This is a genomic window from Streptomyces sp. ADI95-16, from assembly GCF_003721495.1.
Taxonomy (GTDB): domain Bacteria; phylum Actinomycetota; class Actinomycetes; order Streptomycetales; family Streptomycetaceae; genus Streptomyces; species Streptomyces goshikiensis.
Genome location: NZ_CP033581.1, coordinates 5,217,603 through 5,242,509 on the forward strand (window position 1 = coordinate 5,217,603; position 24,907 = coordinate 5,242,509).

At 71.7% G+C, this 24,907-nt stretch carries 24 protein-coding genes; 13 read left to right on the top strand and 11 right to left on the bottom strand.

Translation table 11 applies throughout. The annotated features are described in order from the left end of the window. Positions 1-42 precede the first annotated feature (42 nt). Positions 43-1,569, top strand: a complete 1,527-nt coding sequence (locus tag EES41_RS23455; protein WP_123080198.1) for a ricin-type beta-trefoil lectin domain protein — start codon at positions 43-45, stop codon at positions 1,567-1,569. A 130-nt stretch (positions 1,570-1,699) separates the two neighbouring features. Here EES41_RS23455 and EES41_RS23460 read toward each other — a convergent pair whose 3' ends face one another. Both EES41_RS23460 and EES41_RS23465 read right to left on the bottom strand, forming a co-directional pair. Then, positions 1,700-2,467, bottom strand: coding sequence for a glycerophosphodiester phosphodiesterase (locus tag EES41_RS23460; protein ID WP_123080199.1), 768 nt, complete (start codon positions 2,465-2,467; stop codon positions 1,700-1,702). A gap of 125 nt (positions 2,468-2,592) precedes the next feature. Then, entirely contained in the window at positions 2,593-4,284 is a 1,692-nt protein-coding gene (locus tag EES41_RS23465; protein ID WP_123080200.1) for a fumarate hydratase, read from the bottom strand. A gap of 230 nt (positions 4,285-4,514) precedes the next feature. On the opposite strand from EES41_RS23465, the gene EES41_RS23470 reads away from it, so the two are divergent. Beyond that, entirely contained in the window at positions 4,515-5,180 is a 666-nt protein-coding gene (locus EES41_RS23470; RefSeq protein ID WP_123082648.1) for a DUF1707 domain-containing protein, read from the top strand. A 164-nt stretch (positions 5,181-5,344) separates the two neighbouring features. Next, complete coding sequence (locus tag EES41_RS23475) at positions 5,345-5,719, top strand: WhiB family transcriptional regulator (RefSeq protein WP_123082649.1); 375 nt, start codon at positions 5,345-5,347, stop codon at positions 5,717-5,719. A 164-nt stretch (positions 5,720-5,883) separates the two neighbouring features. Here the strand turns inward: EES41_RS23475 and glpX are convergent, their stop codons facing one another. Continuing rightward, positions 5,884-6,915 carry a class II fructose-bisphosphatase gene (gene glpX, locus EES41_RS23480; RefSeq protein ID WP_030159594.1) on the bottom strand — a complete coding sequence of 344 codons (1,032 nt, stop codon included), beginning with the start codon at positions 6,913-6,915 and terminating at the stop codon, positions 5,884-5,886. 214 nt (positions 6,916-7,129) lie between these two features. On the opposite strand from glpX, the gene EES41_RS23485 reads away from it, so the two are divergent. Then, positions 7,130-7,657 (top strand): DUF4245 domain-containing protein, encoded by a 528-nt coding sequence (locus tag EES41_RS23485; RefSeq protein ID WP_254211780.1) that lies wholly within the window; start codon positions 7,130-7,132, stop codon positions 7,655-7,657. Between the two features lie 73 nt (positions 7,658-7,730). On the opposite strand, the gene EES41_RS23490 is transcribed toward EES41_RS23485, so the two are convergent. From EES41_RS23490 to EES41_RS23505, 4 genes are all read right to left on the bottom strand, one after another. Further along, on the bottom strand, positions 7,731-8,324 hold the full coding sequence (locus tag EES41_RS23490) for a malonic semialdehyde reductase (protein WP_123080201.1): 594 nt from the start codon (positions 8,322-8,324) through the stop codon (positions 7,731-7,733). 99 nt (positions 8,325-8,423) lie between these two features. Beyond that, complete coding sequence (locus tag EES41_RS23495) at positions 8,424-8,666, bottom strand: exodeoxyribonuclease VII small subunit (RefSeq protein WP_123080202.1); 243 nt, start codon at positions 8,664-8,666, stop codon at positions 8,424-8,426. A gap of 56 nt (positions 8,667-8,722) precedes the next feature. Further along, on the bottom strand, positions 8,723-9,943 hold the full coding sequence (xseA, locus tag EES41_RS23500; RefSeq protein ID WP_123080203.1) for an exodeoxyribonuclease VII large subunit: 1,221 nt from the start codon (positions 9,941-9,943) through the stop codon (positions 8,723-8,725). Between the two features lie 32 nt (positions 9,944-9,975). Continuing rightward, complete coding sequence (locus EES41_RS23505) at positions 9,976-11,349, bottom strand: APC family permease (protein WP_123080204.1); 1,374 nt, start codon at positions 11,347-11,349, stop codon at positions 9,976-9,978. Between the two features lie 86 nt (positions 11,350-11,435). On the opposite strand from EES41_RS23505, the gene EES41_RS23510 reads away from it, so the two are divergent. Together EES41_RS23510 and ppgK are read left to right on the top strand one after the other, a co-directional pair. Beyond that, complete coding sequence (locus EES41_RS23510) at positions 11,436-12,428, top strand: 4-hydroxy-3-methylbut-2-enyl diphosphate reductase (RefSeq protein WP_123080205.1); 993 nt, start codon at positions 11,436-11,438, stop codon at positions 12,426-12,428. A 26-nt stretch (positions 12,429-12,454) separates the two neighbouring features. Continuing rightward, on the top strand, positions 12,455-13,192 hold the full coding sequence (gene ppgK / locus EES41_RS23515; RefSeq protein WP_123080206.1) for a polyphosphate--glucose phosphotransferase: 738 nt from the start codon (positions 12,455-12,457) through the stop codon (positions 13,190-13,192). A 64-nt stretch (positions 13,193-13,256) separates the two neighbouring features. Here the strand turns inward: ppgK and EES41_RS23520 are convergent, their stop codons facing one another. Beyond that, on the bottom strand, positions 13,257-13,691 hold the full coding sequence (locus tag EES41_RS23520; RefSeq protein ID WP_254211781.1) for a DUF6542 domain-containing protein: 435 nt from the start codon (positions 13,689-13,691) through the stop codon (positions 13,257-13,259). A 228-nt stretch (positions 13,692-13,919) separates the two neighbouring features. On the opposite strand from EES41_RS23520, the gene ychF reads away from it, so the two are divergent. Next, positions 13,920-15,008: a redox-regulated ATPase YchF gene (gene ychF / locus EES41_RS23525; RefSeq protein WP_008737296.1), complete on the top strand. Its 1,089-nt coding sequence runs from the start codon at positions 13,920-13,922 to the stop codon at positions 15,006-15,008. A gap of 100 nt (positions 15,009-15,108) precedes the next feature. On the opposite strand, the gene EES41_RS23530 is transcribed toward ychF, so the two are convergent. Together EES41_RS23530 and EES41_RS23535 are read right to left on the bottom strand one after the other, a co-directional pair. Further along, entirely contained in the window at positions 15,109-15,690 is a 582-nt protein-coding gene (locus tag EES41_RS23530) for a Uma2 family endonuclease (protein WP_123080207.1), read from the bottom strand. Positions 15,691-15,821: 131 nt separating this feature from the next. Beyond that, on the bottom strand, positions 15,822-16,817 hold the full coding sequence (locus EES41_RS23535; protein WP_123080208.1) for an SMP-30/gluconolactonase/LRE family protein: 996 nt from the start codon (positions 16,815-16,817) through the stop codon (positions 15,822-15,824). 81 nt (positions 16,818-16,898) lie between these two features. Here EES41_RS23535 and EES41_RS23540 point away from each other — a divergent pair, with 81 nt between their 5' ends. From EES41_RS23540 to EES41_RS23555, 4 genes are all read left to right on the top strand, one after another. Beyond that, on the top strand, positions 16,899-17,336 hold the full coding sequence (locus tag EES41_RS23540; protein WP_174261723.1) for a MarR family winged helix-turn-helix transcriptional regulator: 438 nt from the start codon (positions 16,899-16,901) through the stop codon (positions 17,334-17,336). A 132-nt stretch (positions 17,337-17,468) separates the two neighbouring features. Further along, positions 17,469-18,614, top strand: a complete 1,146-nt coding sequence (locus EES41_RS23545; RefSeq protein WP_123080209.1) for an esterase family protein — start codon at positions 17,469-17,471, stop codon at positions 18,612-18,614. A 73-nt stretch (positions 18,615-18,687) separates the two neighbouring features. Next, positions 18,688-19,833 carry an esterase family protein gene (locus tag EES41_RS23550; protein WP_123080210.1) on the top strand — a complete coding sequence of 382 codons (1,146 nt, stop codon included), beginning with the start codon at positions 18,688-18,690 and terminating at the stop codon, positions 19,831-19,833. An 8-nt stretch (positions 19,834-19,841) separates the two neighbouring features. Continuing rightward, positions 19,842-20,627, top strand: coding sequence for a serine protease (locus EES41_RS23555; RefSeq protein WP_254211550.1), 786 nt, complete (start codon positions 19,842-19,844; stop codon positions 20,625-20,627). 171 nt (positions 20,628-20,798) lie between these two features. Here the strand turns inward: EES41_RS23555 and EES41_RS23560 are convergent, their stop codons facing one another. Next, positions 20,799-21,911, bottom strand: a complete 1,113-nt coding sequence (locus tag EES41_RS23560) for a pyridoxal-phosphate dependent enzyme (protein ID WP_123080212.1) — start codon at positions 21,909-21,911, stop codon at positions 20,799-20,801. A 250-nt stretch (positions 21,912-22,161) separates the two neighbouring features. Between EES41_RS23560 and EES41_RS23565 the strand changes: the two genes are divergently transcribed. Continuing rightward, positions 22,162-23,754 (top strand): S8 family peptidase, encoded by a 1,593-nt coding sequence (locus EES41_RS23565; RefSeq protein WP_123080213.1) that lies wholly within the window; start codon positions 22,162-22,164, stop codon positions 23,752-23,754. 210 nt (positions 23,755-23,964) lie between these two features. Continuing rightward, positions 23,965-24,717 (top strand): GntR family transcriptional regulator, encoded by a 753-nt coding sequence (locus EES41_RS23570; RefSeq protein WP_073773211.1) that lies wholly within the window; start codon positions 23,965-23,967, stop codon positions 24,715-24,717. Positions 24,718-24,907 lie beyond the last annotated feature (190 nt).

The following is a 24,907-nucleotide window of genomic DNA, read 5'->3' on the forward strand; positions in this document are numbered from 1 at the left end:
GGCCAGTAAATACCGTGGGTAACACCGACAGGGGAGGCGTTCATGACACGTGTACGTACCAGACCCGGGCTCAGATCTACCTTCGCCGCCGTCGCGGCGGTCGCGGCCGCCCTCGGGGGCGTCACCGCCGTCACCCCCATGGCCCAGGCGGCCGCCCCCGCCGCGGCCGTGACCCCGCTGCCGCCCGAACTGGAGGCCGTCCGCGCGGCGGAGGCCACCAGGATCTACGGCGACCCGGCGATCCGCCCGCTGAACGAGCGCAAGACCGGCCTGATATCGCTCGGCGACAGCGAGATCTCGGGCGAGGGCGTCGGCAACTACGACCCCGCCACGAACACGTCCGCCAACCAGTGCCACCGCTCGCCCGACTCCGCGATCCTCCGCACCGGCATCCCGGCCGACCTCACCTTCAACGTCGCCTGTTCCGGCGGCTACACCGGCAACATCCGGATCGGCGGCAGCAAGCAGTACGCCGACGAGCTGGTGCAGAGCGACAGCCTCGCCATCAAGGCCCGCAACACGAAGATCAAGATGGTGCTGCTGGTCGCCGGCGCCAACGACGACCTCCAGTTCGGCCCGGTCATGACCGACTGCGTCACCCGCTGGGTGCTCAGCCAGGGCACCTGCGAGCCCAAGTACTCCCCGGGCTGGCAGGCCCGCGTCGACGGCCTGAAGCCCAAGGTGGAGGCGACCGTCGCGGACCTCAAGACGGTCATGCGCGACGCCGGCTACGCCGACTCCGACTACAAGCTCGTCGTGATGGGCTACCCGAGCCCGATCGGCCCCGACTTCTACGACAACCCGGCCTTCCCCGGCAAGCTCCCCGGCGGCTGCGCCGGCTACGACTCCGACGCGCAGTGGGGCCGCAACGTCGCGGTGCCGGCCTTCGAGAAGGGCGTGCGCGCCGCCGCCCTCGCGGCGGGCGCCACCTACCTCGACAACTCCCGCCTCTTCCACGGCCACGAGGTGTGCATGGAGGACGCCTGGGCCCGCGGCCTCTACCTGGACCTCGGCGACCACTTCCCGTGGGACGAGAACACCGCCCGGCAGTCCTTCCACCCCAACTACCGGGGCCACGGCGCCTTCGCGTCCTGCCTGACCCAGCTGTACGACTCGGGCCTGCGCGAGGCCTCCTGCGCCGACCCGGCGAGCACGGGCACCCCGGTCCTCCAGGCCGGAGCCTGGGACTCCCTCTACGCGCCCCTGAAGAACGAGGCGACCGGCAACTGCCTCGACTCCTTCGGCGGCGCCAGCGCGAACGGCACCAAGGTGGTCGGGTGGGACTGCCACGGCGGCCGCAACCAGGGCTGGTGGTACGACCCCGCGACGAAGTCCGTCCACGTCGAGCTCACCCACGACCGCTGCCTGGACGTCCCCGGAGCCGACTACGGCGCCGGCGCCGGCCTGATCCTCTGGAACTGCCACGGCGGCGCCAACCAGCGGTTCGTCCGCGACGGCGCCACCCTGCGCCCCGCGGCCGCCACCGGCATGTGCCTCACCGTGGCCGCCGCGCACGAGCCGCTGCGCCTGCAGACCTGCGACGGCTCGGCGAAGCAGCGCTTCGCGTAACCGCGCCGACCGCACTCCGACCGACCCGCACTCAGATCGCCCCGCACTCAGGTCGACCGAATCCCGATCGACCCGAATCCCCCCCACACCCGGCCGGCGCACCCCGGCCGGGTGGCCGTACGTCGGACGGTCACAGGGCGTACAGGTGCTCCCGTACCTCCCGGGGCCGGTTGGTGATGATCGTGTCCACGCCGAGGCGCAGGCACAGCTCCACGTCCTCCGGCTCGTCCACGGTCCACACCCGCACCGACAGCCCCCGGGCCTTCAGCCGGCCGACCAGCCCCGGATCCCGGCGGACCAGCTCGATCCCCGGACCCGCGTGCGTGGCGTACGGCGGCCGCGCGGGCCGCAGCCGCCGCTCCATCAGGTACACGGCCGGCAGCCCCGGCGCGAGCCGGTGCATCCGGGTCAGCGCGGTCCGGGAGAAGCTCATCACCTCGACGCGCCCGCCGGCGCCGTCGGCGAGCCCGTACTCCCGGAGCACCCTCACCAGCTCGGCCTCCAGCGCCCCGCCCGCCCGTGTCGGGTGCTTGGTCTCGACGGCCAGCCCGACGGGCCGGTCCGCGGCCAGCGCCTCGCCCAGCAGGTCCTCGAAGAGCAGCACCCGCGCGCCGCGGTGCTCCGCGCCCTTCCAGCCGCCGAAGTCGAGCGCGGCCAGCTCCTCGTACGTCATCTCGGAGACGACCCCGCGCCCGTCGGAGGTCCGCTCGACGCGCCGGTCGTGGACGCAGACGAGCCGCCGGTCGGCGGTGAGCCGCACATCGCATTCGAGGGCGTCGGCCCCGTCGGCGATGGCCTGCCGGTAGGCGGCGAGCGTGTGCTCGGGATGCTCGTGGGAGGCCCCGCGATGGGCGACCACCCTGGTCGCGCGGGCGGTGGAGAGGAACAGCCGGGTCATGCCACAGACGTTATCCGGCCGCGCCGGCCCGGCAGGCGCAGCATGCCGCACCAGTGGGCGAACAGCTCGTGACACTTCACCGCGCCCCGTGCGCGGCGCCCCCGGGGCGGGGGCGCCGCGGGGGGTCAGGCCAGGCCCGGGCCGCGGACCGGGATGTGGGTGAAGGTCGGCTCCGGGGCCGGGTTCTGGAAGAAGTCGTTGCCCTTGTCGTCCACGACGATGAACGCCGGGAAGTCCTCGACCTCGATCTTCCAGACCGCCTCCATGCCGAGCTCCTCGTACTCCAGGACCTCGACCTTCTTGATGCAGTCCTGCGCGAGGCGCGCCGCCGGGCCGCCGATCGAGCCGAGGTAGAAGCCGCCGTGCGCACCGCACGCGTCCGTCACCTGCTGCGAGCGGTTGCCCTTGGCCAGCATGACCTTCGAGCCGCCCGCCGCCTGGAACTGCTCGACGTAGGAGTCCATCCGGCCGGCCGTGGTCGGGCCGAAGGAGCCCGAGGCGTAGCCCTCGGGGGTCTTCGCGGGACCGGCGTAGTAGACCGGGTGGTCCTTCAGGTACTGCGGCATCGGCGCGCCCGAGTCCAGCAGCTCCTTGATCTTGGCGTGCGCGATGTCGCGCGCCACGACCAGCGGGCCGGTCAGGGACAGCCGGGTCTTGACCGGGTGCTTGGTCAGGGTCGCGAGGATGTCGTCCATCGGCTGGTTCAGGTCGATGGAGACGACGTCCGAGGAGTCGCTGAGGTGCTCGTCCGTGGTGTCCGGGAGGAAGCGGGCCGGGTCGCGCTCCAGCTGCTCCAGGAAGACGCCCTCGGCGGTGATCTTCGCGGTCGCCTGGCGGTCCGCCGAGCAGGACACGGCGATCGCCACGGGGAGGGACGCGCCGTGGCGGGGGAGGCGGACGACGCGCACGTCGTGGCAGAAGTACTTGCCGCCGAACTGCGCGCCGATGCCGATCTTCTGGGTCAGCTCGAAGACCTGCTGTTCGAGGTCGACGTCGCGGAAGCCGTGGCCGAGCGGCGAGCCCTCCGTGGGGAGCTCGTCCAGGTAGTGGGCCGAGGCGTACTTCGCGGTCTTGAGCGCGTGCTCCGCCGAGGTGCCGCCGACCACGATCGCCAGGTGGTACGGCGGGCAGGCCGCGGTACCGAGCGAGCGGATCTTCTCCTCCAGGAACTTCATCATGGAGGCCTCGTTGAGGACCGCCTTGGTCTCCTGGTAGAGGAAGGACTTGTTGGCCGAGCCGCCGCCCTTGGCCATGAAGAGGAACTTGTACGCGCCGCCGTCGGTCGCGTACAGCTCGATCTGCGCGGGCAGGTTCGAGCCGGTGTTCTTCTCCTCCCACATGGTGAGGGGGGCCATCTGCGAGTAGCGCAGGTTCAGGCGCGTGTACGCGTCGAAGATGCCGCGGGACAGGGCCTCCTCGTCGGCGCCCTCCGTCAGCACGTTCTGGCCGCGCTTGCCCATCACGATCGCCGTGCCCGTGTCCTGGCACATCGGCAGGACGCCGGCCGCCGCGATGTTCGCGTTCTTCAGCAGGTCGAGCGCGACGAACTTGTCGTTCGACGAGGCCTCGGGGTCGTCGATGATCCGGCGCAGCTGCGCGAGGTGCGCGGGGCGCAGGAAGTGCTGGATGTCGTGGATCGCCTCTTCGGCGAGCGTGCGCAGCGCCTCGGGCTCGACCTTGAGGAACGTACGGCCGTCGGCCTCGAAGGTCGAGACGCCCTCCGCGGTCACCAGCCGGTAGGGGGTGGTGTCCTCGCCCAGGGGGAGGAGATCGGTGTACTCGAACGCCGGGCTGGGCGGGCGGGGGCTATTCGACATGACGGCAGTCAATCCTCACTCGGCAGACAGCGCTGACGACCAATTTGGCAGCGCGGCTATCCAGCGTAGGACCTCCCCCGGAAGCCGTGCTTGTGAGGTAAGGCTCACTAGGGCCTGTCTTTCGGATCGGGCCGGGTTCGCGGGGCCTGATCCGAAAGACAGGCCCTGGCCGCCGCGACGGGATCGTCCATGGCTATCGCGATCTATCGTGTCTGGCTATGCTGGGCGGCGTGGACTTGGAAAAGCACGCCGCCGCCCCCGCCGCGCCCGCCGATCTGCGCGCCTCCGACGCCGACCGGGACCGGATCGCGCAGATCCTCGCCGATGCCGTCGCGGAGGGCCGGCTGACCGCCGACGAGCACTCCGAGCGCCTCGACTCGCTGTACGCCGTGAAGACGGTCGGCGAGCTGGAGGTGCTGGTGCGCGACCTGCCCGTGCCCGGCGTCACCCCTCAGGTCCCGACAGCCGGGGCCGGTTGCGCCGCCGGTCCGGCGGCGGGCGCGGCCTTCGACACCGTCGTCGCCGTGTGCAGCAGCTCCGCCCGCAAGGGCCGCTGGCGGCCGGGCGCGCACACCCGGGCCGTCTCCGTCATGGGTGACATCAGCATCGACCTCACCGAGGCCGTCTTCGAGCAGCAGGTCACGGAGATCAACGTGACGTGCGTACTCGGCAACGTCGAGGTCCTGGTCCCGGAGAACGTCACCTTGCGCGGCTACGGCAGCGGCGTCCTCGGCAACTTCGAGGTGCGCGGCGAGGGCCGGGGCGAGACCGACCCGCAGGCACCCGTCGTGATCGTGCGCGGCTTCGCGCTGCTGGGCAACATCGAGGCCCGGCCCAAGCCCGGCGCGCGCCTGGTGGACCTGGCGCTGAAGTCGCGCAAGCGCCTGGAGGGGTAGGGCCGTCCCACGGGCTCATGTCAGCGTCATGTTTCGGTCGAAGCCCCGCCCCGCTTGGCACGGGGTGCATAGGGGCGCGTACAGCGGGTAGGGACAGGTGCATCGTCTCTCGCTCGCGTATACGTCGTCAGGAGTAGACCGTGCAGCATCCGCCGCATCAGTCCCTGCAGGTAGCCGCCGTACAGAGCCTTCAGGGGCGTTCGGCCGCCGTGCCGAAGCCGCGGGTGCCGGCGAGGGAAGAGGACGGCCCATGGCACGCGGAGGCGGTGTGCCGCCGGGACGAGGCGGGGCTCTTCTTCGCCCCCTCCAAGGAGCCGACCGCCGCCAGGCTGTCGCGCGAGGAGGCCGCCAAGCGGGTCTGCGCCCGCTGTCCGGTCATGGTCGCGTGCCGGGAGCACGCGCTGCTCCAGCCGGAGCCGTACGGGGTCTGGGGCGGGCTGACGGCCGCCGAGCGCCGGGTGGTGCTGGCCCGCAGGCGCCGCCGGGCGGCGGAATTGCGCCAGGGCCCGGGGGCCGGGCCGATCGCCGCCGCCGGCTAGGAAGCACCGTTCCGGAATCGGGAAGGCCGTTCAAGTCGTTCAGTTCGGGAAAACGTTCAGGAAAGCCGTTTCAGGAAAGCCGTTCAGGAAACGCCGGAGGGGCGGTCCCGCCGCACACGGGAACCGCCCCTCTCGTCTGCCGTCGGCCGGACCGGCGGCCGCTCCTACTGGGCGCGGTCGAAGTCGATCGCGCTGTACGCGCGCAGCTTCGACAGGCGGTGGGTCGAGTCGATCTGCCGGATCGTGCCCGACTTCGAGCGCATGACCAGCGAGGACGTGGTGGCGGTCTCGGAGCGGTAGTGGACGCCGCGCAGCAGCTCGCCGTCCGTGATGCCGGTGGCGACGAAGAAGACGTTGTCGCCGGAGACCAGGTCGTTGGTGTGCAGGACCCGGTCCAGGTCGTGGCCCGCGTCGATGGCCTTCTGGCGCTCGGCCTCGTCCTTCGGCCACAGCTTGCCCTGGATCGTGCCGCCGAGGCACTTTATGGCGCACGCCGAGATGATGCCCTCGGGGGTGCCGCCGATGCCCAGGAGCAGGTCCACGCCGGTGCCCTCGCGCACCGCCATGACCGAGCCCGCGACATCGCCGTCGGAGATGAACTTGATGCGCGCGCCGGTCTCGCGGATCTCCTTGACGATGCCCTCGTGGCGGGGGCGGTCCAGGATGATCACCGTGACGTCCTCGACGGCCATGTTCTTGGCCTTGGCGACGCGGCGGATGTTGACCGACACCGGGGCGTTGATGTCGACGAAGTCGGCGGCCTCGGGACCGGTGACCAGCTTCTCCATGTAGAAGACCGCGGACGGGTCGAACATGGTGCCGCGGTCGGCGGCCGCGAGCACGGCGATGGCGTTCGGCATGCCCTTGGCGTTCAGGGTGGTGCCGTCGATCGGATCCACGGCGATGTCGACCTCGGCGCCGGTGCCGTCGCCCACCCGCTCGCCGTTGAAGAGCATGGGGGCTTCGTCCTTCTCCCCCTCGCCGATGACGACGACGCCGTTCATCGAGACGGTGGAGATCAGGGTGCGCATGGCGTTGACCGCGGCGCCGTCCGCGCCGAGCTTGTCGCCGCGCCCGACCCAGCGGCCGGCGGCCATGGCGGCGGCCTCGGTCACCCGGACGAGTTCGAGGGCGAGGTTGCGGTCGGGGGCCTCGGGAGAGACTTCGAGCTGGGGCGGCAGGTTGTGCTCGGTCATCGGAGCGCACCTTTCTGTACGACGACGGCCGGGATGTGAGGGTGCTGGAACTCTATCGGTACGTCGATAAATTGAGCAGACCGGGGCACGTATGAGCGGCGTATCGGTCAGCGGATTGGCCTGAGCGGACGTCTTGCGTCCACCCGGGTCCGCCGCGCCGCCCCCCGGGCGGTGATCGCTCCCGGCGATGCGGGACGATGGTGCCGTGGCAGGTATGAAAGGCAAGCAGACGATCTGGGACATGGTCCGGTCGCTGGCGGTGATCGGTCTCGTCGTCGGGGGGATCTACATCTTCATCCCGCATGACGAGGACGGCGATCCGACACGCGTGGTCGACTACCGGGTGGAGACGATCACGGCCCGGCGCGCGGCCCCGTACCCGCTGGCCGCGCCCGTCGGCCTGGCCAAGGAGTGGCGGGCGACGTCGGTGGAGTACGAGCGCAAGAACGCCAACTCCTGGCACCTCGGCTTCCTCGACCCGCAGGACCAGTACGTGGCCGTCGAGCAGTCCAGCGAGCCGTCCGACAAGTACCTCGCGAAGATCACCCAGCAGGCGAAGGCCTCCGGGCAGACGCAGCAGGTCGGCGACACCGCCTGGGAGCGCTGGGAGGGCGAGAAGTACGACGCGCTCGTCCGGCGGGGGGAGGGCTACGTCACCGTCGTGACCGGTACGGCCCCCTTCGAGCAGCTCGGCGCGATGGCGGCGGCCCTGGAGTTCAAGCAGACGCCCGCCGCCGGCTAGGGCCTGTCCTTCGGATGCGAAGAAGCCGCCCGCCCCGGGATCCGGGGCGGGCGGCTTCTTCGTGGCGCGGGGCTCAGACGGTCGTGACGACCTGGTCGAACTCCAGGCGCGGGGCGCGGTCGAACGCGGCGGGCTCGTCGCTCGGCTTGCCGATGTTGACGACCATCAGCGGGGTGTGGTCGTCGTCCAGGAACTCCTTCTGGAGGCCCGCGAGGTCCGCACCGGTCATCGGGCCGGCGGCCAGGCCGGCGGCGCGGACGCCGACGATGAAGTACGCGGCCTGGAGCGCGGCGTTCAGCAGCGCGGACCGCTCGCGGACCGGGCGCTCGGTGAAGAAGACGTCCTTGGCCTGCGGGAAGTACGGCAGCAGGTGCGGGAGCTCCTCGTGGAACTCGTTGTCGGCGGAGAGGATCGCGACCAGCGGGGCGGCGGCGGTCTTGGCCTTGTTGCCCTCGGCCATGTGCTGCACGAGGCGCTCGCGGGCCTCGGCCGAGCGGACCAGGGTGATGCGCAGCGGCGTCTGGTTGAAGGCGGTGGGGCCGTACTTCACCAGGTCGTAGATCGCCTGGACCTGCTCCTCGGTCACCGGCTCGTCGGAGAACGAACCAACGGTGCGAGCCTCGCGGAACAGCAGGTCCTGCGCGGCGGAGTCAAGGACGAGAGACATCGGAAAGCCTTCTTACGTGCAGGGGGGTGAAGCCGATGCCCCGACTTTACGACGGGGATAGATGAAAGTTCAACTAAATCCGCGTCGGGGTGAGGGGGATCACTTCCGGCCATCCTCCGGGTCCCCGTCCGGGGCCCCGGCCTCCCGGGCCGCCAGCGCCGAGTCCAGCCGGGCGCGGGCCCCCTCCAGCCAGTGCCGGCAGACCTGCGCGAGCTCCTCGCCCCGCTCCCACAGGGCCAGGGACTCCTCCAGCGAGGTGCCGCCGGCCTCCAGCCTGCGGACGACCTCGACGAGTTCGTCGCGCGCCTGCTCATACCCCAGCGATGTATCGGTTTCAGCCATTCCCGTTTCCCACCTCGAATTGTGTGTACGGCCGGTCCAGCGCCGGCAGTGCCCGTTCAGTGCTGTGGCGAGCCGTCGACCCGTACGTGGAACTCGCCCTCCGCGACCCGCGCGCGCAGTTCGTCGCCCGCCGCGACCTCCTCCGGCGAGCGCACCACATGCCCGTCCGCCCGCTGGAGCACGGCGTACCCCCGCTCCAGCGTCGCCGCCGGGGACAGCGCCACCACCCGGGCCAGGGTGTGCGTCAGCTCCGAGTCCGCCCGGTCCAGCAGGTGCCCCAGGGTCCGCCGGGTGCGCGCCAGCAGCGCCTCCACCTCGTCCTCCCGGGTCTCCACCATGCGCTGCGGGTGGACGAACACCGGGCGCGCGAGCGCGTGGGCCAGCCCCCGCTCCTCCCGGTCGAGCAGCCCCCGGACCGCGCGCAGCCCCCGGCCCTGCAGCTGGCGTACGCGTTCCAGCTCCTCGTTGACGTCCGGGACCACCTTCTTCGCGGCGTCCGTGGGCGTGGAGGCCCGCAGGTCCGCCACCAGGTCCAGCAGCGGGGAGTCCGGCTCGTGCCCGATCGCCGAGACCACCGGGGTCCGGGCCGCCGCCACCGTCCGGACGACCTCCTCGTCGGAGAACGGCAGCAGGTCCTCCACGCTGCCGCCGCCGCGGGCCACGATGATCACGTCCACCTCGGGCAGCGCGTCGAGCTCCTGGACCGCCCGGATCACCTGCGTCGCCGCGTGGACCCCCTGGACCGCCACGTTGCGCACCTCGAAGCGGACCGCCGGCCAGCGCCGCCGGGCGTTCTCCAGTACGTCGCGCTCGGCCGCCGAGGCCCGCCCCACCACCAGCCCGATCAGCTGCGGCAGGAACGGCAGCGACTTCTTGCGGTCCAGCGCGAACAGCCCCTCGGAGGCCAGCGACCGCTTCAGCTTCTCCAGCCGGGCCAGCAGCTCGCCGATGCCGACCGGCCGTATCTCCGTGGCCCGCAGGGACAGCTGTCCGCGCGGGGCGTACCACTCCGGCTTGGCCAGGACGACGACCCGCGCGCCCTCCGTCACGGCGTCCGCGACCTCGTCGTAGACCTGCCGGAAACAGGTCACGCTGAGCGAGACGTCGTGCGACGGGTCGCGCAGCGTCAGGAAGACCACCCCCGCCCCCGGCCGCCGCGAGAGCTGCGTGATCTGCCCTTCCACCCACACCTGGCCGAGCTTGTCGATCCAGCCCCCGATCAGCCGGGACACCTGCCCGACCGGCAGCGGCGCGTCAGCCGACGTATTCAGACCCATGCACGCAGGCTAACGGGCCGCGCCGACAGAGGTCAGGGGGCGTCGCCCGGGGCGCCCTCCGCGCGTCGCCCGCGCTGGGCCACCAGCACGCACAGGCCCACCACCAGCCACACCGCCCCCACCAGCTGCGCCGTCCAGGACGCCTCGACGATCACCGCGACGGTCACCAGCGCGCCCAGCACCGGGATCACCAGGTGCTTCCACCAGTTCGGCGGCCCTTCGGCGCGCCGGACCACGAACCAGCCGACCACCGAGGCGTGCAGCAGGGTGAACGCCACCAGCGCTCCGATGTCGACCACCGAGACCAGGTGGTCGAGACCGTCGTCGCGGCGCGCCGCCCACACCGCCGCGACCAGCGTGATCGTCGCCGCCACCAGCAGGGCCGGCCGGGGCGTCCCGTCCGAGGTGCGCGCCAGCGCCCGCGGCAGCCGCCGCTCCCTGGCCATCGCGAACACCAGCCGGCCGGCCGCCGCCTGCCCGGCCAGCGCCGCGAACGCAGCCCCGATCGCCTTGCTGACGGCGACCAGGTCGTGCAGCCAGCCCCCGACCGAGAACTCCACCGCGTCGTAGAACGCCGGCCCCTGCCGCCCCGGATCGGCCGCCAGCTCCGCCGAGGACACCGGCATCAGCAGCGCCACCAGGTAGCTCTGCGCGATGAACAGCACCCCGGCCATCGCCAGACACCACAGCACCGCCCGCGCCACCTTCTCCGAGCCGCCCGTCACCTCCTCCGCGAAGGAGGCGATGGCGTCGAAGCCCAGGTACGAGAGCACCGCCACCGACACCGCGCCCAGTACGGCGGCCGTCGAGAAACCCGGCGAGCCGTCACCGGTGAACGGGGACAGCCAGCCGCGCCGCGCCCCGCCCTGGACCAGCACCGACACCGCCGCCACCACGAACACCAGCAGCACCGCGATCTCCAGGGCCAGCACGGCGAACCCCACCCGCGCGGCCGCCCGTACGCCCCACAGGTTCAGCAGGGTCGTCACGATCACCGCCAGCGCCGTCCACACCCACCGGGACACCTCCGGGACCAGCGCGTTCATCGCGATCCCGGAGAACAGGTAGGCCACGGCCGGGATCAGCAGGTAGTCGAGCATCGCCATCCACCCGGCGATCAGCCCCGGCCCCTCGCCGAGGCCCTTGCGGGCGTAGGTGAACACCGAGCCGGCCTGCGGGGCGACCCGCACCATCTGCGCGTAGGAGAAGGCGGTGAAGCCCATCGCGACCGTCGCGAACAGGTAGACGAGGGCGACCGCCCCGCGCGACTTGGCGTCGAGGGTGCCGAACACCCCGACCGGGGCCATCGGAGCGATGAACAGCAGCCCGTAGACGACCAGGTCCCGGAAGCCGAGGCTGCGCCGCAGCGAGGTCCGCTCCGCACCGGGCTCCGTCACGGCCGCCATCGTTCCTCCGGGGGATGGGCAGTACGGACATTCGACCCAGTCTGTGCCGAACGGGCGACGACCGGCCTGCTGGAGACCCCCGTACGATGGAGCCCATGACTGCTCCCGCTTCCCGCCGTGTCCTGCTCGCCGCCCCCCGCGGCTACTGCGCGGGCGTCGACCGAGCCGTGATCGCTGTCGAGAAGGCTCTCGAGCAGTACGGTGCGCCGGTCTACGTCCGCCACGAGATCGTGCACAACAAGTACGTCGTCCAGACGCTGGAGAAGAAGGGCGCCGTCTTCGTCGAGCGGACGGAGGAGGTGCCCGAGGGCTCCATCGTGATGTTCTCCGCGCACGGCGTGGCCCCGGTGGTGCACGAGGAGGCCGCCCGCGGCAAGCTCGCCACGATCGACGCGACCTGCCCGCTGGTCACCAAGGTGCACAAGGAAGCCATCCGGTACGCGAACGAGGACTTCGACATCCTCCTCATCGGCCACGAGGGCCACGAGGAGGTCATCGGCACCTCCGGCGAGGCCCCCGAGCACATCACCATCGTGGACGGCCCGCACGACGTGGAGAAGGTCCAGGTCAGGGACGAGTCGAAGGTCGTCTGGCTGTCGCAGACCACCCTCTCGGTCGACGAGACGATGGAGACGGTCGACGCGCTGAAGACCAAGTTCCCGCTGCTCGTCTCGCCGCCGAGCGACGACATCTGCTACGCCACCTCCAACCGCCAGGCCGCGGTCAAGGTGATGGGCGCCGACTCCGACCTGGTCATCGTCGTCGGCTCGAAGAACTCCTCGAACTCGATCCGGCTCGTCGAGGTCGCCCTGGACGCCGGCGCGCGCGCCGCGTACCTCGTCGACTTCGCCAGCGAGATCGACGAGGCCTGGCTGGAGGGCGTCACCACCGTCGGCCTGACCTCGGGCGCCTCGGTGCCGGAGGTCCTCGTCGAAGAGGTGCTGGAGTGGCTCACCCAGCGCGGCTTCGCGGACGTGGAGATCGTCAAGACGGCCGAGGAGTCGATCGTCTTCTCGCTTCCGAAGGAGCTGCGCCGCGACCTGCGCGCGGAGGCGGCTCGGCTGATCGCCGAGAAGTAGGGCGCGTCGTTTCGTACGGTGAGTCCATGCAGATCTTCGGTGTGGACATCGGCGGTTCCGGGATCAAGGGCGCTCCCGTGGACCTGGAGCGCGGCGACCTGGTGCAGGAGCGCCACAAGGTACTGACACCACAGCCGGCCACCCCCGACGGGGTGGCCGGCTGTGTCGTCGAGGTGGTGCGCCACTTCGACTGGGACGGGCCCATCGGGGTGACCTTCCCCGGGGTCGTCACCGGCGGTGTCACGCGGACGGCCGCCAACATGGACAAGGCCTGGGTCGGCGTCGACACGGCGACCCTGCTCAGCGACCGGCTCGACGGCCGTCCGGTCACGGTGCTGAACGACGCGGACGCCGCCGGGGTCGCGGAGATGACGTACGGGGCGGGGCGCGGGCGCTCCGGCACGGTCATCCTGCTCACCCTGGGTACGGGCATCGGCAGCGCCCTCTTCACGGACGGGCACCTGGTCCCGAACTCGGAGCTCGGCCACCTGGAGCTCAAGGGCCACGACGCGGAGACCCGGGCGTCCGTCAAGGCCAAGGAGGACGGGGACCTCACCTGGGAGCGCTGGGCGCACCGGCTGCACAAGTACCTGGAGCACGTAGAGATGCTGTTCTCCCCCGACCTGTTCATCATCGGGGGCGGGGTCAGCCGCAAGCCCGAGAAGTTCCTGCCGCTGATCGAGGGCATCAGGGCCGAGATCGTGCCGGCGAAGCTGCAGAACAACGCGGGCATCGTCGGCGCGGCGATGGCGGCGAAGCACTAGTCGGGGGCCGGGAAGCGGGTCAGGCCATGCGTCGCTCGGGCTCGGACTTGGGCTCGGGCTTGGCCTAGGCCTTGGCCTTGGGCCGCTTCCCGATCAGTGCCGCCTTGCGGACGAGCGCGATCAGCGCGGCCACGAGGGTCCCCGCGTACAGCCAGCCGGCGTGCAGGGACAGCGCCGAGACCACCCCCATCAGCTGACCGCCGAAGCCGCCGGAGCCGCCCGCGATGGGCCACACTCCGGCGGCGAAGGCGAGGGGGGCGCTGACCGGCGCGGTGATCAGGTCGGCCGGCCGCACCCAGAGGGCGGTGGCCGCGGCGACGGGCAGGAAGAGCAGCCCGTACACGAAGAGCGACGAGCCGAAGAGCAGCCAGACGATGCCGCCGACCAGCAGCATCGTCACGCACCCGAACAGGCCGCCGCCGAGGCCGGTCAGCTTCGGGCGGGGCAGCCGGCGGCCGAGCACGGGCGCACCGGGCCGCCCGCCGCTCTGGGCGGGCACACCGGCGCCGGTGTGCGCGGCGGCGCCGGCGGCCGGGCCGCCCGGCTGCTGTCGCTGCGGGTGAACGACGGGTCGCGTCCTGTATTGCTCCACCCCACCAAAGTAGGCGCGGACCGTGCGGTTCCGGCGGCCGGACACGCGTACATCCACCCCCACTCATCGGAAAGTAAACTGTCCGGTGGCCCACTCCCGGGCCGCCGCCCCCTCCAGCTACGGGAAGTCGCCAACGTGTCGCTCACGATCGGAATCGTCGGCCTGCCGAATGTCGGCAAGTCGACCCTGTTCAACGCCCTGACCAAGAACGACGTGCTGGCGGCCAACTACCCGTTCGCCACGATCGAGCCGAACGTCGGCGTCGTCGGCGTCCCGGACCCGCGCCTCGCGGTCCTGGCCGGCATCTTCGGTTCGCAGAAGGTCCTCCCGGCGACGGTCGACTTCGTCGACATCGCCGGCATCGTGCGCGGCGCCTCCGAGGGCGAGGGCCTGGGCAACAAGTTCCTCGCGAACATCCGCGAGTCGGACGCGATCTGCCAGGTCATCCGCGCCTTCAAGGACGAGAACGTCGTCCACGTCGACGGCAAGGTCTCGCCGAAGGACGACATCGAGACGATCAACACCGAGCTGATCCTCGCGGACCTCCAGTCCATCGAGAAGGCCGAACCGCGCCTGACGAAGGAGTCCCGCCTCCAGAAGGAGAAGGTCGCGGTCCTCGCGGCCGTCGTCGAGGCCAAGAAGATCCTCGAAGCGGGCGACACCCTCTTCTCCAAGGGCATCACCAAGGGCACGGAGCAGGGCGACCTCCTCCACGAGCTGCACCTGCTGACCACGAAGCCGTTCCTCTACGTCTTCAACGTGGACGAGGACGAGCTGACGGACGACGCCTTCAAGGCGGAGCAGAGCGCCCTGGTCGCCCCGGCCGAGGCCATCTTCCTGAACGCGAAGCTGGAGCAGGACCTCTCCGAGCTGGACGACGAGGAAGCCCTGGAGCTCCTCCAGTCGGTCGGCCAGGAAGAGCCCGGCCTCGCCACCCTCGGCCGCGTCGGCTTCGACACCCTGGGCCTCCAGACGTACCTGACGGCCGGCCCGAAGGAAACCCGCGCCTGGACGATCAAGAAGGGCGCCACCGCCCCGGAGGCCGCCGGCGTCATCCACACGGACTTCCAGCGCGGCTTCATCAAGGCCGAGGTCATCTCCTTCGCGGACCTGGTCGCCTGCGGCTCGGTAACGGAAGCCCGCGCCAAGGGCAAGGCCCGCATGGAAGGCAAGGAATACGTCATGCAGGACGGCGACGTGGTGGAGTTCCGCTTCAACGTGTAGCGGCTGTCATGCCACCACGTCACTGACGTGGCAGACACGCAGGCCAGAAGGGGTCGACTCCGCCAGGAGTCGACCCCTTCTGCGTTCCCGCGCTTTGCTTTCAGCTGCTTCGGGGTGGTGTGAGCTTGTCGAGGTCCAGGCTGACCTCGAAGGGCACCGGGCGCTGGAGGGTGCCGCGGAAGATGCCGGCGGGTGCGTAGGCGCCGGTCGGTTCGTCGAGCTCGTAGACGTGGACGACGGGTGCGCCGTCCTCGTCCTCGATGCACCAGTAGTGCGGGATGCCGGCCTCCGCGTACTTGCGGAGCTTCACTGTGCGATCGCGATGGGCGGATTCGGGGGATACGGCCTCGACGACGAGTTCCACGTCCTCCGGGGCGTACCAGGTGCGGTCGGGATCGTAGGGCAGGTTCGTCAGCAGGAGGTCCGGCTCGGGGCGGTTGCGGGCATCGAGGCGGATCGTCATCTCACGCTCGACCTCGAAGCCGGCCGGCGCCTGCGCCATGAGCGTGGTGGTCAGGGCGGTGACGAGGCGGCCGTGCCAGGACCGCTGCGGCGACATCATGAAGACGAGGGCTCCATCGATCAGCTCGGTGTGGCGGGGTGCCTCGGGGAGGCGGTCGAGGTCCTCCGCGAACCAGCCTTCCGCGCGCGGCGGGCGCATCCAGTCGGGCAGTGCGGTCATGGGACAACCCTAGCGATCGCGGCCGTCGAGAGAGGGGGTTGTGCTGCTGATCCCCGTGCGCGGGCGTCGTCCGGGGTGATCTCGTGTTCCTCCCTGGCGCTGAGGCGGTGCGACGGGCGGGGCGGGTGGGGTTACAGGGCTTGGGTCGTGGCGATGGTGAAGGTGGTCGGGGTGCCTGTGGAGGGGGTTAGGGGGCCGTTCTTGTCGAATTGGGAGCGGACGACCAGGGTGCGGCCTCGGGTGTGGGTCAGGGTGGTGGGGATCTGGAGGGCCGGGTCCGTGAGGGTGCGGGTCAGGCGGGCTCGGGTGCCGTCCGGGGAGAGCCGCCAGCGGGTCAGGGTGTTGGTGGTGTTGTGGGCCGCGCGCAGGGTGCCGTCGGGGGAGAGGTCGAGGCCGTCGGCGTGGAGGAGGTCGCCGCCGGTCAGGGTGACCCGGGTGATGGCGCCGGTGCGCAGGTCGAGGCGGTGGAGTTCGCCGGCCGTCATGTCGACGGTGAGCAGGTAGCGGCCGGTCCGGTCGGCGACGATGCCGTTCAGGGTGGCGGTGCCGGCGGGCTGGGGCTTCAGGTGGCCGCGCAGGTCGAACGCCGTGCGCAGGGCGCCGGAGCCGGCGGCCAGCTGGGCCGGGGTGACGTGGTAGACCACCCCGCGGTAGCTGTCCGTCAGGTAGGCGGTGCCGTCGGGGGTGATGGCCAGGTCGTTGACGAAGGAGGCCCCGCCGCCCTCGACCTCGAAGTGGGCCAGGCGGGTTCCGGTCCGGGGGTCGTAGACCGCGACGCCGGCGGTGGAGTCGGTGACCCACAGGCGGCCCCGGGCGTCGACGCGCAGTCCGTTCGCGGTGTGGCGGCCGTCGGTGCCGGCGGGCAGGAACACCTCGGCGGTGCGGGCGCCGGGGCGGGCCCGGTAGATGGTGCCGTCCGCGTACGAGCCGACGTAGACCGTGCCCGTGCGCGGGTCGGTGGCTATGCCCTCGGGGTAGACCTTCTCGCCGGGGAGGGTGAACGCCGTGGAGATCCGGGGGGTGGGGGTCCGGGGGGTGGGGGTCGTGGCGTGGGCGGTCGTCGTGGCGGTCAGGGTCGCCGCCGCTGTGAGGGTGAGTGCGGTGAGGGGGAGGAGTACGCGTCGCATGATTGTGTGTCCTCTACTTGAGTGGTGAAGGCGAAGGTATGTTAGAGCTCTAATGTTTGCAAGGGGCCGTAGGATGCGGCCATGACCTCCATGCCCGCCGAGGAGCGCATCGGCTCCCACATCAAGCGCGCCGAGCAGGCGCTCCTCGCGGCGAAGAACGGGGCCCTGAAGCCCGCGGGCGTAACGGTTCCGCAGTACGCCGCCCTGCTCTGGCTCTCCGAGAAGCCGGGCATCTCCGCCGCCGCCCTCGCCCGGCTCTGCGGGGTCACGCCGCCGACCATGAACACCGTGCTGAAGAACCTCCAGGAGCGCGGGCTCATCGAGCGGACCCCGCACGAATGGCACCGCAACGTCCTGGAGACCCGGCTCACCGAAGAGGGCGACGCGGTGATGCGGCGCGCCGACACCGACGCCGTCCGCGTCGAGCGGGCGCTCGCCGCTGCGTTCTCGGACGAGGAGCGGGAGCTGCTGATCGGACTGCTCGGGCGGTGTGCGCGCGTACTCGACGAGCAGCGCTGAGTGCGCCTCGGCGATCGTGTTTTTTGCCTGGATTTGGAACTTTCCCGGGCGTTCCGCCATCAGGACATGTGGGGATGCCCAGCCGTTCTGTCCCGTCCCCCGGGGCAGTCATGACCGTTCGGAGCGAAGTTCGTGCACGACTACCCGCAGCGCCCGCAGTCCGATGGCCAGGAGCCGTACGAGCCCGCGCGCCGCTCGCCCGGGCGGTCGCGCCGCGCGATATGGATCAGCGCGGGCGTGGTCTGCGCGCTCGCGCTCGGCGGCAGCGGCTTCGCGGCCTGGAAGTACGAGTGGTTCGCGGGCAACGGGGAGACCGTGAGCTTCGGCAAGAACCAGCCGCCGGCCGCGAAGCGGCAGGAGACGCCCGCCCCGGCCGCCTCCGGCGAGCCCTCCCCGGCCGCGCCGACCGGTGACCCGGACGTGCTCATGCCGGCGGGCCCGAAGGCCGCCTTCAAGCAGACCGCCAAGCTCGACGACGGCACGATCATCGCCAAGACCCGCCTCGCGGGAGCGAAGTCCGGCTTCGAGGGCGACGTGTGGGTGTGGGCGCCCAAGGAGTACGACGACCCGAAGTACGCCGAGAGCGCCTTCCCGGTCCTCATCGCCCTCCCCGGCGGCAACGGCTACCCGGGCAACTACTGGTCCGACCGCAGCCTCGGCCTCCAGAAGGCCATCAGCGAGGGCGTCAAGGCGGGCACCAGCCTGCCGTTCATCGTGGTCATGCCGGTGCTCAACCCGGACGCCAAGTACTACTACGACGGCTCCGACATACCCGGCCGGGCCAAGATGGGCACCTGGCTCTCCGAGGACATACCGGACTTCACCCGCGCCAACTTCCGTACGTACAAGTCCCGCGACGGCTGGGCCTTCATGGGCTCCTCCTCGGGCGCGTTCGTCGGCATGAAGCTGCTCCTCCAGTACCCGGACCGGTTCAAGGCCGTGATCGCCAGCGGCGGCGAACTCGTTCCCGACTCCCCGCTCTGGAAGGGGCACCAGGCGGAGATGGACGCGAACAACCCCGAGAAGCTCGCGGGCAAGCTGATCGACACCAACGGGCCCGAGGTCTACATCAACTTCCAGATCGGGACCAAGGAGAGCGGCAAGCCGGCGATGACGCGCTTCAAGGACACGTACGGCAAGGGCCCGGTCAAGATGACCATCCGCGACATCCAGAACGGCGAGCACAACGGCTGGCACTACGTGCGGGGCATGCGGGAGGGCTCGCTGGAGTGGATCAGCAAGGTGCTCAAGGCGCCCAAGCCCGCGACCACGGGCTGAGCCGGCCGGCGCGGAGTGGCGTTCGCCACGCCCCCGCGCCCACGCGGGCGGTCCGGTCGTTCAATCCTCTGTAATGGGTGTGAGGGGGACCGACCGGTCCCACCCGCGCTCCCTCGGAAGCGCCGGAGAGGAAACGGACATTTCCGTGCGGCAACACGACGACCACGACGACCACGACGACCAAGGCCCCCGGCGGCGCAGGCGCCTCCTCCTGATCAGCGGCGGCCTCGCGCTCACCCTCACCGCCGGGGGCGTGGCGGCGTACCAGTCGGGCCTCTTCTCCGACACGGGGGATCCCACCTCCTTCGGGAAGACCGAGCAGAAGACGGCGGCCGCCGCCGACATCCGGCCCGGCATGAGCATGCCCACCGGCCCGGCCGCGGAATTCGTCCGCACCTCCCGGCTGCCCGACGGCACGCAGATCGCCCGCACCACCCTCAAGGGCAAGAAGTCCGGCTTCACGGGTGACGTGTGGGTGTGGGTCCCCAAGGAGTACGACGACCCGCGCTACGCCAAGAGCGGCTTCCCGGTCCTGATCTCCCTCCCCGGCGGCCGCGGCTACCCCAAGAACTACTGGGGCACCGGTCCCGCCCTCGGCCTCCAGCAGGCCGTGACCGACGGGGTCAAGGAGGGCACCAGCCTGCCCTTCATCCTCGTCATGCCGGTGATCAACGCCGACACCAAGCACCACTTCGACGGCTCGGACATCCCCGGTGAGCCCAAGATGGGCACCTGGATGGCCGATGACGTCCCGGATTTCACGAGGGCCAATTTCCGCACCTTCACCGACCGCGACGGCTGGGCCTTCATGGGCTCCTCCTCGGGCGGCTTCGGCGCCTTCAAACACGTCCTGAAGTACCCCGACCGCTTCAAGGCGGTGATCGCGAGCGGTACCGACTTCGTCCCCGACTCCCCGCTCTGGAGGGGGAACACGCGGGCCATGGACGAGAACAACCCCGAGAAGCTCGCCGAGAGGCTGATCGAGGAGGGCGGCCCGGACGTGTACGTGAACTTCCAGATCGGCACCGAGGAGGGCGGCCGCGAACGGGCCGAGCAGTTCATGCGGGAGTACGGGAAGGGCCCCGTGCACACCCGGCTCCAGGTGATCGAGGATGGTCAGCACAACGGAAAGTCGTACGTGCGCGGCATGAGGGAGGGCTCCCTGGAGTGGATCAGCAACGTGATGCGGGCGCCGACACCCGACCCCGCCCTGGGATGAGCCCCGCGGTGAAGGGGGCCTACGCCGCTGCCGCGGCCGGGGTCGCCGCGGTGGTCGCGGTGGCGGTCCTCCAGGTGCCGGCCGATTCCGACGGGGCGGCCGCCCGCCCCTTCCCCACCGTCGGCGTGCTCATGGCGGGCGGGGAGCACTGGTGCACGGCCAGCGTGGTCGACAGCCCCCACGGCAACGTCGTCGCCACCGCCGCGCACTGCGTGGCCCCGGCGGGCGAGGACGGGGAGCCCGGCGAGGTCGCGCACGACGGCCTCGCCATCGGCGAGCTCGCCTTCGCCCCCGGTTTCTCCGGAGAGGGCGCGGGGAGCCAGCCCTTCGGGGTGTGGAAGGTCCGCTCGGTCCACGTCGACGACCGCTGGACGAAGTGGGGCGACGACACCGCCGACTTCGCCTTCCTCACCGTGGAGCCCGACCGGGACGGCCGCAGCCTCCAGCAGACCGTGGGCGAGGGCGGGGCGCCCGGCCCCGACTGGACCTCCGGCTACGAGCGGGAGGTCACGGTGGTCGGCTACCCGGAGTCCGACCGCAACCCGGAGAACAAGCCCGTCTCCTGCACCACCCAGACCCGGCACGACGAGGACGACCCCGACATGCTGTACATCGGCTGTTCGGGCTTCTGGACGGGCACCAGCGGGAGCCCCTGGATCGCCGACCGGGGCGGGCCGGGGGAGCCGGGCCGGCTGATCGGCGTACTGAGCGGCGGGGACACGGACGTGGACTCCACCGCCGCCCTCTTCGACGAGCGCGCGAAGGCCCTCTACGACCGGGCCGCCCGGGACTGAGCCGCGCCGCGTGCGCCGCGCCGCGTGCGCCGCGCCGCGTGCGCCGCGCCGCCAGGGCCAGCCGTGCCGCCACCGCGCCGCCAGCGCGCCAGGGCCAGCCGCGCCGCCACCGCGCCAGGGCCAGCCGCGCCGCCACGCGCCAGGGCCAGCCGCGCCGCCGCCGCGCCGGGCCTAGGGCGCCAGGCCCGTCTTCGCGCCCGCGCCGCACAGCGGCAGCACCGCGGTGCGTCCGCGCAGCGGGTCGCCGGGCGCGCCCGGGCCCACCGCCGCCCAGCAGGCCGCGGCCGTCGGCTCCACGAACAGCCCGCGGCGCGCCAGGTCGAGCTGGGCCGCCCGCAGCCGGTCGTCCGGGACGGTCAGGAAGGTGCCGCCGGAGGCGCGGACCGCCGCCAGGATCTGCCGGGCCCGCGGCGGGGCCGGGATCGCGATCCCCTCGGCCAGGGTCGGCCGCTGCTCCACCGGGGCGGCGTCCTCGGCCCCCGCCGCGAAGGCCTCGGCCAGCGGGGCCACCGCCTCGGACTGCACCGCGATCAGGGCCGGCGGCCGCACCCCGCGCCGGGCCAGCTCCGCCACCGCCAGGGCGGCGCCGAGCAGCAGGGTGCCGTTGCCGACCGGGACGACCAGGGCCTGCGGCAGCCGGCCGCCGAGCTCCTCCCAGACCTCGTACACGTACGTCTTCGTACCGTGCAGGAAGTACGGGTTGAAGACGTGGCTGGCGTAGAAGACGCCGGGCTCGTCGGCGGCCGCGCGGGCGGCCAGCGCGGCGGCCTCCCGGCCGCCGGGGACGACGTGGACGGCGGCCCCGTGGGCCCGCATCTGTCCGGTCTTCCGCTCTGAGGTGCCCTCGGGCACGAAAACTTCACAACTCAGCCCGGCCCGCCCGCAGTAGGCGGCGACGGCCGTCCCCGCGTTGCCGCTGCTGTCCGCGACCACCCGCCGCGGAGCCAGCCGCCGGGCCACCTCGGCGAGCATCACCGCGCCCCGGTCCTTGAAGGACAGCGTCGGCATCAGGTAGTCGAGCTTGGCGTGAATCCGCTCGGCCATCGGGACCAGCGGGGTGTTGCCCTCCGACAGCGTCACGGCGAAAGCCCCCGGCAGCGGCAGCGCGGATCCGTACCGCCAGAGCGAGGGGGGTCCGGCGGCCGGGGTCAGGGGCGCGGCCGGGTCCGGCGTGAAATCGAGGTCCCAGGGTCCGGCGCACAGGGGGCAGCGCCACGGCGCCGTCCTTACGTCCGCACGCGCGCCGTCGTCGGGGCAGACGTAGCCGGGCAGTGCGTGCGTCATGTGCGCTTCACCTTTGCTCAATCATGGCCGGTGTATGGCACGGATGTTACGCGTCCGTTGTCCTCTTGTGGGATGCCGGGACGGTGGGTCAACCTTTCGGAGGCGGCGGTCCGGCCGACAGGAATTCTTGTCATGGACATGCCCGCACGAGCGGTCCTGCGTGCCCACGCACCCCCACGCACGTCCGCCCGGATCCCCATGTCCCACCCGGACCGCCGCCGCCACCCCCGCCTACCAGGAGGACCCCCACATGTCCGTGATGCGTCACACCCGCCGGAGGATCGCCGGCATCAGCGCGACCGCCGTCGTGGCCCTCGCGCTCGGCGCGGCCGCCGCGTTACCCGCCGCCGCGGCGGACGGCGCCCCGCAGGGCGTCATAGAGAACGCGGGCGCCGCCGACGCGGTCCCCGGCAGCTACATCGTGACCTTGAAGGACTCCGCCGCCCGTTCCACCACCGACAGCGGGAAGGCCGTCGCCAAGCGGTACGGCGCGAAGATCGACCGGACCTACAGCGCCGCCCTCAACGGCTACTCCGTCGCCGTCTCCGAGGCGCAGGCCAGGAAGCTCGCCGCCGACCCGGCGGTCGCGTCGGTCGTGCAGAACCGGGTGTTCACCGTCGACGACGCCCAGGGCGCCCAGGGCACCCAGCCCAACCCGCCGTCCTGGGGCCTGGACCGCATCGACCAGCGCGCCCTGCCCCTCGACAACGGCTACACCTACCCGGACAAGGCCGGCGAGGGCGTCACCGCGTACATCATCGACACGGGCGTGCGCATCACCCACGGCGAGTTCGGCACCCGCGCCTCCTACGGGTACGACGCCATCGACAACGACAACACCGCCCAGGACGGCCACGGCCACGGCACGCACGTCGCCGGCACCGTCGCGGGCAACACCTACGGCGTGGCCAAGAAGGCCAAGATCGTCGGCGTCCGCGTGCTCGACAACAACGGCTCCGGTACGACGGCCCAGGTCGTCGCGGGCATCGACTGGGTGACCCGCAACGCCGTCAAGCCGGCCGTGGCGAACATGTCCCTCGGCGGCGGCGCGGACTCCGCGCTCGACACCGCCGTACGCAACTCCATCGCCGCCGGCATCACCTACGGCGTCGCGGCGGGCAACGAGTCCACCGACGCGAGCACCAAGTCCCCGGCGCGCGTCGCCGAGGCCATCACGGTCGGCGCGACCACCAACACCGACGCCAAGGCCAGTTACTCCAACTACGGCTCCATCCTGGACATCTTCGCCCCCGGCTCCTCGATCACCTCCTCGTGGGGCACCGGCGACACCGCCACCAACACCATCTCCGGTACGTCGATGGCCACGCCGCACGTCGTGGGCGCGGCCGCCCTCTACCTCTCGCAGAACCCGGCGAGCACCCCGTCCCAGGTCTCCGCGGCCCTGGTGGGCGCGGCCACCCCGAACGTGGTCACCGGTCCCGGATCCGGCTCCCCGAACCGGCTGCTGTACGTCGGCGGCACCACCACCCCGCCGAACCCGGGCACCCGCTTCGAGAACACGGCCGACTACGCCGTGGGCGACAACGCCACCGTCGAGTCGCCGCTCACCGTCAGCGGGATCTCCGGCAACGCCCCGGCGGCGCTCCAGGTCGCGCTCGACATCAAGCACACGTACATCGGTGACCTGAAGGTCGACCTGATCGCCCCCGACGGCACCGCCTACAACCTGCACAACCGGACCGGCGGCAGCGCGGACAACATCGTCAAGACCGTCACGGTCAACGCCTCGTCCGAGGTCGCGAACGGGGTCTGGAAGCTGCGCGTGAACGACAACGCGAACGCCGACACCGGGAAGATCGACTCCTGGGCGCTGCAGTTCTGAGCGGCTGAGCCGAGGGTGAGGTGAACAGCTGGGGCGACCGCCGGTGCGGTCGCCCCAGCTGCGTACCATTCGCGGCTTTCGGGTAACGCGTGGCCATGGGGTTTGAGTGACCAGGCTTCATCACTTCGGGTGAAACTCTGGCCCTTGCTTGCGGTGCACAACCGTCGGTTGCCAGGGTGTAGCTGTCTGTCAACCTGATGGGAGTGGCCAGTGACTTTCGGTGAGCAGCCGGCCTATCTGCGCGTCGCCGGGGATCTGCGACGGAAGATCGTCGATGGGTCCCTGCCCCCGCACGCCCGGCTTCCCTCGCAGGCCCGGATCCGCGAGGAGTACGGGGTCTCGGACACGGTCGCGCTGGAGGCGCGCAAGGTCCTGATGGCGGAGGGGCTGGTCGAGGGCCGGTCCGGGTCGGGTACGTACGTACGGGAGCAGCCGGTGCCGCGGCGGGTGGCGCGCTCCGGGTACCGCACGGGCGGCGTCTCGACGCCGTTCCGGCAGGAGCAGGCGGAGGCGGGGGCGCGCGGGACCTGGGAGTCGAGCAGCGAGCAGACGGCCGCGCCGGCGGAGATCGCGAAGCGGCTCGGCATCGCGGCGGGCGACCGGGTGATGCGGACGCGGTACGTCTTCCGCGACGCGGGCGAGGCGATGATGCTGTCGACCTCGTGGGAGCCGCTGGCGGTGACGGGGCGCACGCCGGTGATGCTGCCGGAGGAAGGGCCGCTCGGGGGCTCGGGGGTGGTCGACCGGATGGCCGCGATCGACGTCGTCGTGGACAACGTGGTGGAGGAGGTCGGCGCGCGGCCGGGGCTGGCGGAGGAGATCCTGCTCCTCGGCGGGGTGCCGGGACACGTGGTGCTGGTCATTGGGCGTACGTACTTCGCGTCCGGACTGGCCGTCGAGACCGCCGATGTGGTGGTTCCGGCCGACCGGTACCGGCTGGCGTACCACCTGCCGGTGCGGTGAACCGGGCGGTGTGACGAGGCGTCATACCGGCCGGATCCGGTGCGATGGAGAGCGCCCGCACCTGCGTCGTCGCCGGACTCGCCCCCGGCGCGCGCCCGTTGGGCCGCGCGTGAGTACTCCCGCGCCCGCCCCTGCCGCCGCCGTCACCTGGGAGGACGGCCGCCGGTGACCCCGTGCGCCCGCTGTGAAC